This is a genomic window from Arthrobacter sp. M4 (assembly GCF_020251205.1).
In the GTDB taxonomy this organism is placed as follows: domain Bacteria; phylum Actinomycetota; class Actinomycetes; order Actinomycetales; family Micrococcaceae; genus Arthrobacter.
Genome location: NZ_JAIWYX010000025.1, coordinates 14,674 through 29,457 on the forward strand (window position 1 = coordinate 14,674; position 14,784 = coordinate 29,457).

Sequence of the window (14,784 nt, forward strand, 5' to 3'; positions counted from 1 at the left end):
ATGGCAAACATGATCAAACGGGCCTGGAACTCCAAGGGAGCAGGTGTCACGGCAGCGGTCGTCCTCGCGCTGGTGCTGCTCGTTGTCATCGTGGCTATCGTGCTGTCCTTCGTGGCCCCGGCAAAGCCGGGAGCCCAAGCACCACAGGAAAGCCCTGCCGTGCAGTCTCCCTCGGCAGAGCCCACCCAGGGAAACGGGAAGTGCAACGTTCCCGCGGGAGACACGTCACTGCGGCCGAAGGTCCCCGCGGATCTTCGCTGGGAAGCCGCCCAAGGTCTCACCTGGCCGGTCTCTGCCAGTGTCGGACCCACGAAAACGCGAGATGGGTTCCCGGTCTGCTTCGCCCGGTCCCCCCTTGGGGCCGCCCTCTTTGGGGTAACCGTTATGAACGAACAGTACAAAGGCCACAGCCCAGTAGATCTCCTCAAGTTTTACGTGGCTGATTCTCCTGGGAAAGAGGTCGGTCTTAAGCAGGGTGGGAGCGGTGGCTCAGCCGCAGATACAGCTGCGGCCGGCATCACTCCGGCGGGATTCATCACTGACTCGTTCACCCCTGATGAAGCTCAGGTGACATTGGTTCTCGCTAGCCCTGGGACGGAATCCGGATACACGGGGATGCCCTTCACCTTTGTCTGGGTGGATGGCGATTGGCGGCTGAAAGTCCTTGACTCCGGAAAGCCCTTCGCAGGCACGGTTTCTGCGCCTGTGAAAGGGCAATTCGTGGAGTGGAGGAAGTAATGGCGGATTGCTCTGGACTGAACCCGGTTTTCAACGCCGTTGGGTGCACTGTGCAAAAGGTGACTGACGACGGTGCAAACAACCTTGGCCAGCAGATGATGGCTGGCTACGACAAGATCCTGAAGGATTTCGCCACGTCGTGGTTGGGCAAGGGCATCATGGTTGATTTGAACGGTCCATCTGCGGAGTGGTTCAAGACGTCAACGTCCACCATGGCGTTGTTCCTGGTGACCATGGGTTTGATGGTTGCCGGTATTCAGACGTTCAAGGACCGCAACGGCCGCCCGGCGCGGGAGGTTTTTGAAGCACTGGGCAAGGTCGTGTTCGTTACGGTCGCGGGTTCCTTGGCTATCCAGGTGTTCGTGGTCGGTTTCGATGCTTACGGAAAGTGGATTCTGGATGCCGCGGGCCTCGACACGGGCACATTCACGGTCGGAGCCGCGGCAGTCGCGTCGGCACCGGGACTGGCGATCATCATTGGTTTGTTCGGCATCCTGACCGTGTTGTGCCAGTGGGCTTTGATGTTCATTCGTGGAGCCATCCTCCCTCTCCTTTCCGCCTTCTGGCCGGTAGTAGCTGCCGGTGCCATGTTGGAAGGCGGGAAGAAGGGCTTCGAAGGCATCACCCGGTGGATCATCGCATTCATCCTGTACAGCCCCGTCGCGGCAAGCATCTACGCTCTGGCGTGGCGCATGAAGAACGGTGACGAGGGTATCGGCGGCGTCATCAACGGCTGGATCCTTGTCGTCCTGGCTGTTTTGGCCCTTCCCGCTTTGCTGCGTCTGCTGGCCCCAGTCACATCCGCCATGGGCAAGATGGCTGGCGCGGTGATGGCTATGGGCATGACGGCCGCCGTCGTGGGCGCTGGCGTGGCAGTTGGTGCCGCGGTGGCCACGGGCGGCGCTTCCGCGGGAGCCTCCGGGGCGGGTGCTGGTGCAGGTGCCGGCGCTGGGACGACGGGCGGCGGCGCGGCGACGGGCGGCAGCTCAGCATCCGGTGGGGCCGCTACAGGCGGCGACGGGGCAACCGGCGGTACCGGGCAGTCCGGCAAAGACGGCAGCTCCGGAAGCATGGCTGGCGGTGCGGAAGGTAGTTCGTCCTCCACTGGTGGCTCGTCCTCCGGTGGTGGAGGTTCCACTGCCGGTGGATCCTCGGAGTCCTCAGCTGGGGGAAGCCAAAGCAGCGGCTCAACGGCCAGCGGGGCATCGGAAGCCCCGGCTGGTGGTGGAGGCCGGGAGGGGTCCGGTCTGGCTTTCCAGGCAGCTCAGGGGGCTCTTGAAAACAGTGGCGGGAATGAAGGCGCGGCAGAAGGGATGGTCTCGGAATGAGCGAAAAGAGAGCACGGGTCAAGTTCGGGAACTGGCTTTCAACGGCTCCGGCCACGGTCGGGGGCTTGTCCCTGATCGGATGGCTCTGCGTTGTCATCTCGGTGATGATGATGGTGTTCAGCTTCGTGCTGGGCAACTTCGGCGGCGGCTTCCTGGCCCTGCTGCTGGGTCTGCTGTTCACGTTCATCTTCATTTGGCGGATCGGTGACATGGACGCCGGGCGCACGATTGCCGCGCGGGTCCTGGAGCGTATGAGCCACGCACGCCGGACGGCCATGGGCGAAGCCCAGTACCGCACCGGGATCTTCTCCGCCCTTCCCGCGGGCCAGCTGTCGGCGCTGCCGGGCGCATTGGCCAACATTGAAGAGCTGGATGGGTTGGACGGCACCGGACAGCCCTACACGCTTCTGCATCACAAGAGCGTCAAGCAGATCGCGGCCACGCTCACTTGCGTCCCTGACGGGATCGAGCTGCTGCCTCAAGACATGGTTGATTCCCAAGTGTCCACGTTCGGGTCCTGGATCTCTGAGTTGTCCACGGACACTGCTATCGCTGGTGCGTCAATCACCGTTGACAGCGCTTACAGCTCCAAGGAGCCCTTGGTAGCGAAGCTGCACAGTGAGGTCGCCCCGTGGGCGCCGGACGTGGCCAAGCAGGCATTCACGCAGGCCACGGATCTGCTTCCCAACCGTTACACGCACACTTCCGTGCACGGCACGGTGGTATGGAGTGTGAAGAACCTGGGCGAGAGCGTGGAAGAGGCAGAAGCCGAGATAGCGGCCAAGCTCCCGCACCACCGCACCAAGCTTTACGGTGCAGGGGCCGGGATCCCCGTTACCGCTACGTCTGAGGATCTTGCGAAGGTCGTCCAGGTTGCCTACAACCCGCACCGGGCCATCGAGCACGGCACCGACGAGCTGCTGGGCCACGAAAACCCAGTGCGCGTGGTTGACGCCGGCCCGGAATACTTCGATGACTTCCAGAGGCGCGTGGCCTTCCATGATGGAGTCGCCTCCATGACGGCCATGATGACGATCCCTCCGCGGATCCACATCACGGAGCGGACCTTCAAGGGCTTGTTCGCGCCGCAGGAGAAATTCCTGCGTAAGCGGGTAACGGTGTTCTACCGTCCGCTTTCCACCGGCGAGGCCATCAGGAAGGCTGAGCAGCTGCGTAAGGCTGCCAGCGTCTCGGCGACGGCTAAAGGCATGGCGTCCAGCTTCGATAAGCAGAAGATCAAGCTGGCGGAAAAGACCGAAAACGACCTGGTGGAGGGTGCGTCAATGACGGCCTTTACGCTCATGGTCACGGTCACGTTCGAGCCGACAGACCGGGCTTACCGGGAGGCTACGCAAAAGCTGAAGAACCTTCTAGACGCCACCAATCTGGGGTACCGGTTCGTGGACGTGGGAGTGTCGGCCGCGTTCCATTCCACCCTGCCGCTGGGAATCCTGCCCTGGTCTTACCAGGGCGTCGTTGACGTTGTTTCGGAGGGACTGTGATGGCAGTAAAGGAAAAGGTCCGGGCACCCAACAGGCCCCGGACGCTGGCCAAGACCATGAAGGGTTTCGCCGGCAACTACGGCGGCCGCTGGTCCAAGGTTCCGAACCCGCCACAGTGGTACTCAACCAGTGTTCAGGCGTGCGGGATCTACCCGTTCGTGGCTGGCTCGGCCCGCCCCACCGATGGTGCACCGCTGGGCCGGGACATGCTTTCCGGCGCGGCCGTGTGCATGGACCACGAATCGCTGTACCGGGCATCAGTGATCACTTCCCCGTCGATGTTCCTGTACGGAATCAACGGCGTGGGCAAGTCCTCGACGGCACAGACGATCTTGCTGGGACAGGCGGCCCGCGGGATCACTCCCGGTTTGTTCAATCCGATCAAGGTCAACGAACACACCGCCCTGACCGAAGCACTGGGCGGGAAGGTTGCCCGGTTCGGGCCCGGACAACCGGACCGTTTCAACCTGTTGTCCTCCGGGCCTCTGGGGGAGGCTGCCCGGAAGATCGGCGGCACCGTGGGCCGGGAACTGGAATTGCTGGCCCGGGACAAGTCGATCCAGCTGGTGCAGCTGCTCACACGTACCTCCCGCGGCATTCCCTTGGAGGATATCGAGGACACCGTTTTGGAGCTTTTGGTGGACGATGCCCGGGAGCGGAACCGCCGCCCGTACACCGTCCATCTCCTCGAGGCATTCCAGGCACCTTCTGACCGGACGCTGGGCAAGCTCGGGCTGCCGGACCACGAGGCCTTCCACCGCCGTTTCGTGCGGCTGGGCGAAACGATCCGTTCCATGCTTTCCGGCGAGATGGGTAAGTTGCTCGGCGGTGAGGAGTCCGTGGAGTTCGACGTGGGAAACCCGGGCGGTTTCTGCTTCGACACGGCCGCGATCCCTGAGTCCAACACCCGTCTGCTGAGCGCGGCCATGCTCGCGTCCTGGTCTGTGGGAATGGACATCATTGATGCCCACTGGGAACTGGCCGAACACGAGCTGCGCCTGGTTGATGAAGCAGCGGAGAGCGGTGAACTGTACGAACCGGCCGTGCGCTGGCGCGGTTACAGCACCTTCATGGATGAGTTCTGGTACCCCCTGCGGGCCTGTGAAGGGATCGTGGACAGGGTTGACCGGCTCGGCCGGACCAACCGGTCCATCGGCGTTGCCGAGATGAAAGCCACGCACTCCCCAAAGGACCAAATGAGCCTGCGGAACCCTGAGGACCGGGAAAAAGCCCGCGGCCTGACCGAACGGTGCGGACTGATCGCCATGATGGCACTGACCGGAAAAGACCTGGAAACCCTGAGCGATATCCGGCCGATGACCACACAGGAAATCGAGCTGGTGAAGGGCTTCAACGCGGCTCCGTCCTGGCACAAGCCCAAGGTCCGGGTGCAGCGCGGCGGCAAGCCCACACCGCCCCCGGGCGCTGGGAAGGTCCTGTTCAAGGTAGAGGGCCGCGTCGGGATCCCGGTCCAGATGGTCCAGACGGACGTGCAGGCTGGCCTGCACGTGACCGATACCCGGTTCCGCAAGACAAGCTAAGGAGACATTCGATGGGTGCACCAACAAGGGCACGGTGGCAGCGACGCCGCGACCTTCCCGGATTCGTGGCCATGGCTGTGCTGGCCGGGATCCTGCTGTCCGCAGTGCTCGGCCTGTCCCTGGGCGCATGGCTGACCACGGGCAGGAGCATGACGCCGGTGGAGGTCATCCAGGCCTTCATGAACCACGAACTGGAGTTCACGGGCAGCTACTTCGCGGCCATGGGTGCCGTCGTGGTGGCCCTCGGAATCGTCGTCGTGGCATTCACAATCTGGTGGCGCAAGACAGCTATACGGGCGTCCTGGGTGGATGTGGCCGCACAGCACATGGCATCCCCGAAAGAAGCGGCTTCACTGTCGCGGAAAGCAGTTATGGCCAAGGCACGCGAGCTGGGAGTGAAGGGAGTGGGCAAGTGAATCTGGCGTTGATATCGAAGCCGAAGAAAAAGGTGGTCCCGGTCGGGCCGATGTTCATTGGTCTGCCGCTGGGTCGGTCCGTCTACGGGGCCAAGGAACTGTGGGCTTCCTTGGAAGACGTAGGCGTGATCTTTGCCGGCCCCCGTACCGGCAAGAGCACGGCCTATGCAATCCCGTTCATCCTGGCCTCCCACGGCCCCTGCCTGATCACCTCAAATAAGAACGATCTGCACCACCACACCCGCGGCATCCGCGAGCTGATAGGCAAGGTGTTTGCGTTTGATCCTGAGGGGATCGCCACGACCGGTGATCAGGGTTGGTGGTTGAATCCGCTGCGCGGCACCACGAGCCCGAAGAAGGCCAAGGCGTTGGCCGATGTGTTCGAGGCGGCCGAAGGTGCCGGTGCTGCCGACGCGGCGGCGTCCAAGGGCATCGATTTCTTCCCTGAGCGTGGCAAGACCTTGCTGCGGGCGTTGTTCCTGGCGGCGTCCGTCAGTGAGGGCTGGACCGAAGACCCGCACAGCTACACCGGCCCGGCGTACTTCCTGCGCGATGTGCAGAAGTGGTTGGCGGCACCGGAGGCCGAAAACCCGGTGCCGTTGCAGGTCCTGGATGCCACCGGCTACCGCGAGGTAGTGAACGAGCTCGTGGGAATCTACAGCTCCGCCCCTCAGGAACGGTCCGGTGTGTTCTCCACCGCCCAGCTGCTCGTCTCGTGCCTCACGGACGCTCAAATCATGGACTGGGTGAACCCCCGGCCCGGCGAGGAGGACGGTGTGGGCGGCCGCCTGCTCTTTGATCCCGTCAAGTTCATGGACGGCACCAACACCCTGTACAGCCTCAGCACGGACGGTTACGGCTCAGCCAAGGCTTTGGTGACCGCCCTGACTCAATCGGTGCTCGACGCCGCCACGGACAAGGCCAAGGCCGAGCCGGGCGGGCGTCTTTCTACGCCCATGGTCTGCGTGCTGGACGAAGCGGCCAACGTCTGCCCATGGCCGGATCTGCCCAAGCTTTACAGCCACTTCGGATCCCGCGGCATCCTTGTCTGGACCATTCTGCAGTCCTACGCCCAGGGCGTCCGTGTCTGGGGACAGCATGGCATGGAGGCCCTGATGACCGCGGCGAACCACCGTATCTACGGCGGCGGCAACCTGCCCGGGCATCTGCTTGACCTGTTCTCCTCGGCCTGCGGTGACTACCACTACACAACCCCGGGATCCCCTCCCAGCAAGGGCTCTCCTGCCGGACCGCGGCAGGAGCACAAGGACCGGATCTTCGACACGTCCGAGCTGACAGCACTTCCCCGCGGCCGCGCGATTCTTCTGGCGTCCGGTAACCGGGCAATGCTGGTCCGCACCGTGCCCTGGATGGCAGGACCGCACAAGGAAGCCGTCAAGGCCTCCGTGGCCAAGTACGACCCCAAGGCCGAGCAAACACTCAGTGAGGAACTGGCCGCCTACCAAGCATCCTTGGCGGATCCGAACATGACAGCTGGCGCGGGCGTATGAGGTTCGACCCTGAGAGCGGTGAGCTGATCCCGGAACCGGGCAGCGGTACCGAGCCGGACGATGACTACCAGCCGTTGCCTCCTGCTGAGCTGGAAGGCGGCACCGCCGACCGCCCGCCCGTTGAGGTTGACTTCAAGCTCTGGGCGAGGGACGCCGCCGACCTGACCGGTGAATTGCTGGGCCGCAAGGTCACTACCGCCGGGTTTCTGCGCATGGTCCGGACCGGGGACGCGCCGCTGCCGATGGCGGGCACGGAACAGTGGTCCCAGGCCGAACTAGAAGACGCGTTGGCGGGGCAGGCACGGGCGAAGAGTTCCGGCGTGGACTTCGAACTGTTCGCCCGTGACGCTGCCGATCTTGCTGGCGAAGAGCTGGGCATCCGGCTCTCAGCTGGCGGGTTCCGGCAGCTGGTCATCAACGGCCAGGCACCCGCCCCGATTCCCGGGACTGATCGTTGGTCCCAGAAGTCCGTAATGGACTGGGTGGCCCGGGAAATCGCCACTGCTGAAGCGGCCGCCGAGGACGGCGAGCAGAAGGAGGACAGCGAGAAGGACGAAACCCCGGTCCATGCCGACGTGTTCGACTTTTACGAGCGGACGTTCCGGATCTACTACGAGCTGCACGACACCACGCCGAACGCTCTTCAACGCGAGCGGCCGGTTATGACGTGGTGCGAGAAGTGGTGGCTGCACCGCAGTGTCGTCGGCCGGCTCACGGCCGCTTGGTACGCCTGGGAAGCAGCTCACGCGGAAGGGGGATCCGCCATATCAGGGTGGATCCTCGAACACGCGGACCGTCACTTTGACCGGATCATGGCCGACACCGGCCCTCTACGCATGTGCAAGAGCGAACACACAGACGCACTTGATGTTTACCCAGCCCAGCCCGTTCCTGAGTCACTACGGCTCGCGGACACCAATGAAGAAGGAGAAGCGTGATGACCGACCAGAAAGAAACCGCTCCCGGGTGGCGCGAACTGTCCGTGGCCACGGACGGAACCGTCAGCATTGACCGCCAAGCCGTGGAGGATCCCGGCGCGGATCCCTTCACAGCCGCACTGGGCATCCTTGCCGCGGCCGCGAAAGAATCCGGCGAAGAAACCCTTGTGCACAGCACCGACGAGACCACCCGTACCAGCTCATGGTTCACCGTGGATGAAGAAGGCATGATGACAGTGGCCGGGGCACCCACCCAAGACACCGGATCCCATGCCGCCGTTGTCCCGCCCACAAAGGATGAACCAGCCGCGCCCGTCGTTGAAACCATCGCCAGTGCGCCCCTCGCTCCTGCCCCTGCAACGACGGAGAAGCCGACGGCCGTCGCGCCGTCCGCGGCTCCAACGCCCCCGGAAACACCGTCCGGCCCTACCGCCCCTGGCTCGCGGCGTGAGGCCCGGCGCTCGTTCCTGACACAGGAACAGATTGAGGAACCGGCCAAGCAGGGCTGGCGTGGGTTCCTGACCAGCATGGGAATCCGGATGACGCCCGGCGCAGCGGAGCGGGCCGAACGCACCGACATTCAGCTGGTCTCCCAGCACTGGCCAGGCCCTCGGACCATCGCCGTTGTCAACGGCCGCGGCGGCGTCGGCAAGTCCATGACCACCATTGGACTCTCAGCGACGTTCGCCCGCTACGGCGGTTCCGGGGTCCTGGCAGAAGACAACAACCAGACCCGCGGCACCTTGGGTTGGCGTACCGAGAAGGGGCCGCACGATGCGTCCCTGCTTGATCTGCTGCCCCAGATCGACCGGTTGTTGGCGCCCAGCGCACAGGCCGCGGACCTCGCCCACTACGTGCACCACCAGACCCGGGACAAGTACGACGTCCTGCGGTCCCGGCCCGAACTGCTGGCCTCAGACCAGCGCTTCGACGCCGATACGGTGGACGCTGTGCACGCCGTGGCCACGAAGTACTACCGGCTGATTCTGATCGACAGCGGCAACGATGAATCAGACGCCATGTGGCTGCGGATGATCCACCATGCCGATCAAATCGTCGTTCCCACGACAACGCGGCGCGACTCGGCCGAGTCGGCCGCGCTGCTGCTCGATGCCCTGCACGAGCGCGGCGGCGACTACGCCAAGCTCGCAGAGAACGCGGTAGTGGTCGTCTCCCAGGAAAACCCTGCGGTGAAACCATCCGTCGTGGCCGAAATCGCGGAAGGCTTCAAAGACCTCGCCCGTGAAGTCGTCACTGTGCCCTTCGATCCCGCCATGAAAGACGGACTCCTGACTTACGGTTCCCTCCGGCCCATCACACAACGTGCATGGCTCGCCGCTGGGGCGGCCGTTGCCAAGGGACTCTGAGGATGGGGAAGGCATCCCGACTTAAGGCTGCTAAAAGGGCATCCTCAGCGTCCGTGCCTGGCATCAGGATTCGGCCGGCCATTGCCGCGGATCAGGCCGTGATTGATGAACTGTTGGCGGCCGCGCATACCCGTTTGAATGGGTACATAGTCAAAGGCCTGACCGACCCGAACCGTGGCACCGGGTTCGGGTGGGCCATCCACAACAAAAACGAGTTTGCTCGCGCTCTCCAGACTGGGCCGGAAGAAGCCTCTTACAGTCTGACCACACTGCTGGTAGCGGAGAACGACGCCAACGAAATTGTGGGGTGCGTCCATGCTGGCCCGGCCGAGCATGTCATGGATACGGCCTTGGCCAAGGTCCCACAACAGGATCAAATGAGCACGGCGATAGCCGCGTTTCTGGGCTTGGTAAAACTCCACGGGATCTCCGTCCGCCCTGACCACCGTGGACGGGGGATCGCCGCGGCGCTCCTGCGGCAGGTCATAGGAAGCTACACCCGTGCAAAGCGGCTGCTGATGTATGGACAATTCAAGACCACAGAAGACCTTAGCGACTTCTACCGCGGTCAAGGGTTCCACGTCCCTACGGTCGGCACGTCGCTAAGCACGCGGGCCATCTTCCAGCCGAACGACGTCGTGTTGACCCACGAGCCCGGCTACAGGCTCTTCTACCGCGACCTAGCCCTGCCACGTGACACGTCGTGGGAACGTTCGGCGGGCGTCAGACGATGATGCAGCTGCTCGCCCAAGGCTGGGGACCGGAAAAGGTCATGGACCGGTACCTGCGATATGCCCGTGAGTTGGTGGACGCAGGAGTGACATTCCGTGCCATGAAACCAGCTGACAAACCAGAAGCCTGGTCCCTCATCAGCCGACACGTCACGATGCCGTCTGAGTGGAAGATCGCGAAACACGAAGGCGGGATCCTCGCCCACGATCCTGGGGGAAAACTGATCGGAGCCCTGCTGATGAACGGCATGAGCTTTGATGGGCCGCAAGGGCCTCAGTTGATGGCGTCTATCCGGAGCGTGGTCGTGGACCCTGGCTGGCGAGGAAGAGGAGTTGGAGTAGTGACGCTGGGCATGGCTGATCGGCCGTTCCACCCTCAGCGGCCGTCTTTCTACCTAGGCAACTGCGCCGAAGCCGATGCCCGGTTCTACCAAAGACTCGGATACACGGTGCTCCAACCCGGGGCAGAGTTTCCGCTCCCGCTTGGAGCCGAAACCATCAAAGTGAACATCACCAATCCGGACTACCCGTGCTTTTTCTTCCAAGAGCAAGACCACTAGGGAACGCAAGCAGAAGGCCCGGCACCATGTGGTGCCGGGCCTTCTGCTCTTCTGAGCGGGGTGCGTTGGTCAGCGTCCCAGGTGTTGGCTCTTAGACTGGGCCCGCTGTGCCGAGTTTGCCTTGACCTTGCGGGTGGGCTTGCCCGCCCCGGCTGCGGCGTGGGCGACAGGATACTTTTGCTGGGCCTGTCCGAACTGCTTGGCGGCAATCCCCCGTTCCGGCGCTCCTGCCGCGCGCATCCGTGCCGCCTCAGCTTCCAGTCGGCTCGCGTTGTCGTAGGCCGACCCCGCCGTCACAGCGGCCTTCTCCCCGGCCTTCTCGCGTCGCTCGGCGTCCTTGCGGACAGTGCCGGCTTCCTGGGCCTTCTCGGGATCCCCAACACCCTTCCAACGTTCCACCAGTTCACGGTCCAAACGGTCCTTCTCGGACTCCGACTTTTCGGCGTACTCCGGATCGTGGGCCATGGACCACGCCCGCGCCTCATCAAGATCTGTCCGGGAGGGCTCCTGAGCGTCCCTGTCCAACGCGTCGGCTTGGTCGTGGCCCCGGCCAGCTTCGCCGGACAGGTCCTTCGACTCGTCGTTCTTCGCCTCAGCCTGTCGGCGGGCTTCCGCGGCCAATGCCTCAGTCCGCTCGGCCCCGAGAACCGCCCGGTCGTAATCGCTCAAAAGATTGTGAAGCTTCTGAGCCTCCGGATAGAACTCCGGAATGTCGTTCTTCCACCCTTCCAGACGTGCCCAGCGCTGCGCCTGGGCGAGACGTTCCGGTGGTGTGTTCATGATGGTCTCCGTCTGCCGGTGACCTTCGCTCAGCAGACGCTCGGGGTCGATGCCGTACTGTTCGGCCGCGGCCAGGCGGATAGTCTCCTCGGCCTGCGCGGCCCGGGGGTCATGTTCTGCCCAAGCGTTGGCCACCTGATAGGCATCGCAGATATCCCGTACTGACGCCTCATCCCACCACTTCGGTTCCCGGGCAGGAGCCAGTGTAGCTACAGCGGTTTCACGCTCGGTGTTGAAAGCTTTCTGAACCAGCGCGGCCGTCCGGTCATCGGTACGGGCCTTATCTTCCAGATGTGCACGCCACGCACGGGCAAGCTCGCGCCCGACCTGTGCGCTGATGGCCATGCCATGTTGGAGGACTTCCTCCAACGGTGCATCAATGTCCACGTCTTCGCTCATCACAATCCCTTTCCTTCCTGGTGTCCGCGCTGCTGCTGCTGCGCCTTGTCCTGCCCAACATGTTTGGAAATACCGGGGATCCGGCCCCGTCGTTCAACCGGCGCTCCGGCCTGCTGACGCTCGGCAAACATACGCGCCTCGATGGCCTTCTCCGGCACACCCTCCTCCCGCATCCGAGTCTCAATCCTTTGCAGCCGTGCCTCCCGGACCTGCGCGGCCGAGAGCCGAACCGGCTTCTCAATGGTCGCGACGGCACCTTCTGAAGGTGCCTGCGACGGCAACGGATTCACGCTCCTGTATCGGTCGTGAACCGAGTCCAAGTGAGTCCGCAGTTCCGTGCTCAATGACTCGGACCGCACCGCCCAGCCGTGGGCCTTGAAAGCACCCCCAAGATGCTCGCCCATGCTCGACCAAGCCCGGACCACTGCCACAGCTCCCGCACGGCGGGACTTGCTGATGGCAACGTGTGTGCAGAGATCCCCGTACACCAAGGACGGCTCCTGCACGGCCCGGGCCGGCTGTTCTGTCAGCTGGGAGTGCTTGGCGAAAATGGTTGCCGCCTCACGCAGATCCTTCGCCGCTTCGTCGCCGTCTTTACCTGCCGCAACTGCCCACGCCGAGAACAATCCGGCTCCCTCTCGGGCGATCCTGGCGTACGCCACCGGATCGTCTACCGAGACCTCCGAAACTGTGCGCAGGTAATGGCTCAGTTCCTCGAAGTACTGGGCCAGCTCGACGCCGGAAACCTCGCCCGGTTCTGGTGAAACGACGGGGCGGTTGCGGCGTGCTGCTTCCCATTCCGGAAGGGCCGCGGCCGGGGATTGTTCCGGCCAGCCCGCCCGCAAGGACGGCAAGGACAAATCTCCGCCGAGACGGCCGCCCCCGTACCAGATGGGTTTCTCACCGTGGACTGGTTTCAGGGCCACCGAGTAGCCGACGACTGCGCTCTTGCCGCCCTCGGCGTAACGCGGCCTGACCAACATTGAGTTGCCTCGTGCGCGCCGGACAAACTCACCCTCACTGCGTGCACCTGCCGTAGCGGCACGCAACTTCATGGCCAGCTCGTAGCGCGGCTGAACCTCGGGCATTTGCGCGTTGATCAGCTGCTCGCGGGCGGTGCGGTCCAGGAACTTCCACGGCACCATCAGCTCATCATTGGAACGCTGCTTCTCGTGGAGCGCGTAAGCGCGACGCCGTGCCAAGGCGTGCAGCTCGCCCTCGGCATAACCTGGGGTCTTCACGCCCTGGTTCAACAGCCGCAGTCCGTGACGCTTCTCAATCTCGCGGCACGCGGCCGAAGCACGCGGCCAGTCTTTGTCCGTTGCCCAACGCTTGCCGGACTCGGACACCATGGACACTGCAATGTGAACGTGATCGTTGCCGTTACTGCTCAACCCATGGCGGACGGCAACCCAGCGGTAATCCTCACCGTCAACGCCTTCAAACTTCATCTCGGTCAGGAACTCACGGACAGCACCTTCCCAGAAAACGTCATCCCGAACACCTTCTTTGGCATCCAAGGAAAGGGACGCATGCCAGATGTGCTGGCGCTTCGAACCGCGGCCATAAACACGGTTCGGATGGTCCAGCTCGTAGCCCAGTGCGACGGCTTTGTGGTGGTCCAGCTCGGTACCCATATCGACAGTGGCCATCATTTCCGATGCACACACAACGTGCTGGTTGGTGTGTTCGTTGGAACGCCCAGGGCCAGCCAGATAGACGGCGATCTTGACCGCGCCGGTTCCCTTGGTGATCTTGGCAAACATCGCTTAGAGCATCCCGCGCACGAGTGCGTCGATCTGGATCATCAGATCCTTTGCGTACCGGACGGCCGCGGCCGCATCGTCGGGAAACTCGCCCGTCGCATTCGCGTGCCTGGCGATCTGATTGATGTTCGACGCGCTGCGTCCCAGGAGCACGCGGATCCGCATCAGTTCATCAATGCTCTGCCGCTGCTCGGCAAGCCCGGAACCTCGGCCCATGGCCAACCCGGCTTCTACAAGGTAGCGGCTCAACTTCATGCCATGAAGGAGCGCGGCAGCGTCTAGCTTCTCCCGCTCTTCGGCGTTCATCCGAAGCGGGTACTGCTTGTCCCGCTTGACCTCGGAGTGTGCACGGCTGACTTGGACCTCTTGTCCAAAACCATCAGTCACAGCACACCCCCCCATGCCAGCGCAGCGACCCACACCATGTGGGACCCAGACACCAGTCTGGCATCATTCCGGCAGGAATCAAGTCAAATGCGTATGCATTTGGATAACTTGCACCGCCGACGGCGGCAGCATTGGTTTTCGAAACCTTCGTTCCCGGCGTGTAAAACCGACAGGCACATGTGCTGCCAAACTACGATGGGGCCATGGACATTGAGAGCATCGAACAGGCAGCCGCGGCCAAGCTGGACGCTGACCGCAACGCACGCATCAGCTTCATTCGCGAGATCGCGCAAGCCTCGGTTAAGTATCGCGCAGCACGCGAGAACCTGACGGCCGCTGAAGCGGAACTGGGACAGCTGCACCGCGCAGCTCGGACTCACGGCTGGAGTGACAAGGACCTCAAAGACTTCGGCATCGAACCGAACCCAAAGAACCTGGGCGGCCGTCCCCGACAGAAGCCCGAGCGCCGCGCACCCAATCGGGACACGAACGGCAACAGCGTCGCCGGTATAGAAATTCCTGGGCGCGACGAACAGTAAACCCCTCGCCCACAGGTGCACGGCAAAAGCTATTTCCTTCGGGCTTTTCCCGCACACAAGTGGACGACGGGACCCACTAACCGCCTGCACACAACCACCACGTCACTGCCCGCTCATTCGTCACCCAAATCGGGCGGTGGTCGTGCACAGCCTCCATCCGAACGACTCAGGGAAAGCCGGGCAGGTTCCCCATGGTCCAAGCCTGGCGCCGCCGACTCCCCCGCCGCCGTGGCCAGGTTTCTTTCAGCCGGGACAACACACACCTGGTGCGCGGGGCCGGG

At 63.5% G+C, this 14,784-nt stretch carries 14 protein-coding genes; 11 read left to right on the plus strand and 3 right to left on the minus strand.

What is annotated here, in order from left to right:
- From LD110_RS21970 to LD110_RS22015, 10 genes are all read left to right on the plus strand, one after another.
- Positions 1–738, plus strand: coding sequence for a hypothetical protein (locus tag LD110_RS21970; protein ID WP_225502066.1), 738 nt, complete (start codon positions 1–3; stop codon positions 736–738).
- Positions 738–2,066 (plus strand): hypothetical protein, encoded by a 1,329-nt coding sequence (locus LD110_RS21975; RefSeq protein WP_225502067.1) that lies wholly within the window; start codon positions 738–740, stop codon positions 2,064–2,066. Before LD110_RS21970 ends, LD110_RS21975 begins: the two co-directional genes overlap by 1 nt.
- Positions 2,063–3,568, plus strand: a complete 1,506-nt coding sequence (locus tag LD110_RS21980) for an SCO6880 family protein (RefSeq protein ID WP_225502068.1) — start codon at positions 2,063–2,065, stop codon at positions 3,566–3,568. Before LD110_RS21975 ends, LD110_RS21980 begins: the two co-directional genes overlap by 4 nt.
- A complete protein-coding gene (locus LD110_RS21985; protein WP_225502069.1) occupies positions 3,568–5,109 on the plus strand; it encodes an ATP-binding protein in 1,542 nt (513 codons plus the stop codon). Before LD110_RS21980 ends, LD110_RS21985 begins: the two co-directional genes overlap by 1 nt.
- Positions 5,110–5,120: 11 nt before the next feature.
- Positions 5,121–5,525 (plus strand): hypothetical protein, encoded by a 405-nt coding sequence (locus LD110_RS21990; RefSeq protein WP_225502070.1) that lies wholly within the window; start codon positions 5,121–5,123, stop codon positions 5,523–5,525.
- Entirely contained in the window at positions 5,522–7,036 is a 1,515-nt protein-coding gene (locus tag LD110_RS21995; protein ID WP_225502071.1) for a type IV secretory system conjugative DNA transfer family protein, read from the plus strand. Before LD110_RS21990 ends, LD110_RS21995 begins: the two co-directional genes overlap by 4 nt.
- Positions 7,033–7,974 carry a DUF4913 domain-containing protein gene (locus LD110_RS22000; protein WP_225502072.1) on the plus strand — a complete coding sequence of 314 codons (942 nt, stop codon included), beginning with the start codon at positions 7,033–7,035 and terminating at the stop codon, positions 7,972–7,974. The genes LD110_RS21995 and LD110_RS22000 overlap by 4 nt, the downstream gene beginning before the upstream one ends.
- On the plus strand, positions 7,974–9,341 hold the full coding sequence (locus tag LD110_RS22005) for an AAA family ATPase (protein WP_225502073.1): 1,368 nt from the start codon (positions 7,974–7,976) through the stop codon (positions 9,339–9,341). Before LD110_RS22000 ends, LD110_RS22005 begins: the two co-directional genes overlap by 1 nt.
- A 98-nt stretch (positions 9,342–9,439) precedes the next feature.
- Positions 9,440–10,075, plus strand: a complete 636-nt coding sequence (locus LD110_RS22010; RefSeq protein WP_225502074.1) for a GNAT family N-acetyltransferase — start codon at positions 9,440–9,442, stop codon at positions 10,073–10,075.
- A complete protein-coding gene (locus LD110_RS22015) occupies positions 10,072–10,632 on the plus strand; it encodes a GNAT family N-acetyltransferase (RefSeq protein ID WP_225502075.1) in 561 nt (186 codons plus the stop codon). The genes LD110_RS22010 and LD110_RS22015 overlap by 4 nt, the downstream gene beginning before the upstream one ends.
- 69 nt (positions 10,633–10,701) lie before the next feature.
- On the opposite strand, the gene LD110_RS22020 is transcribed toward LD110_RS22015, so the two are convergent.
- Genes LD110_RS22020 through mobC form a run of 3 tightly spaced genes read right to left on the minus strand, consistent with a single transcriptional unit; the run spans position 10,702 to position 13,964 of the window.
- Positions 10,702–11,811, minus strand: coding sequence for a hypothetical protein (locus LD110_RS22020; protein WP_225502076.1), 1,110 nt, complete (start codon positions 11,809–11,811; stop codon positions 10,702–10,704).
- Positions 11,811–13,577 carry a relaxase/mobilization nuclease domain-containing protein gene (locus tag LD110_RS22025; RefSeq protein ID WP_225502077.1) on the minus strand — a complete coding sequence of 589 codons (1,767 nt, stop codon included), beginning with the start codon at positions 13,575–13,577 and terminating at the stop codon, positions 11,811–11,813. The genes LD110_RS22020 and LD110_RS22025 overlap by 1 nt, the downstream gene beginning before the upstream one ends.
- A gap of 3 nt (positions 13,578–13,580) precedes the next feature.
- Positions 13,581–13,964 (minus strand): plasmid mobilization relaxosome protein MobC, encoded by a 384-nt coding sequence (gene mobC / locus LD110_RS23990; RefSeq protein WP_225502078.1) that lies wholly within the window; start codon positions 13,962–13,964, stop codon positions 13,581–13,583.
- A gap of 203 nt (positions 13,965–14,167) precedes the next feature.
- Between mobC and LD110_RS22035 the strand changes: the two genes are divergently transcribed.
- The gene (locus LD110_RS22035; RefSeq protein ID WP_225502079.1) at positions 14,168–14,503 is read left to right on the plus strand and encodes a hypothetical protein; all 336 of its coding nucleotides are present in this window, start codon (positions 14,168–14,170) and stop codon (positions 14,501–14,503) included.
- The last annotated feature ends 281 nt before the right edge of the window (positions 14,504–14,784 follow it).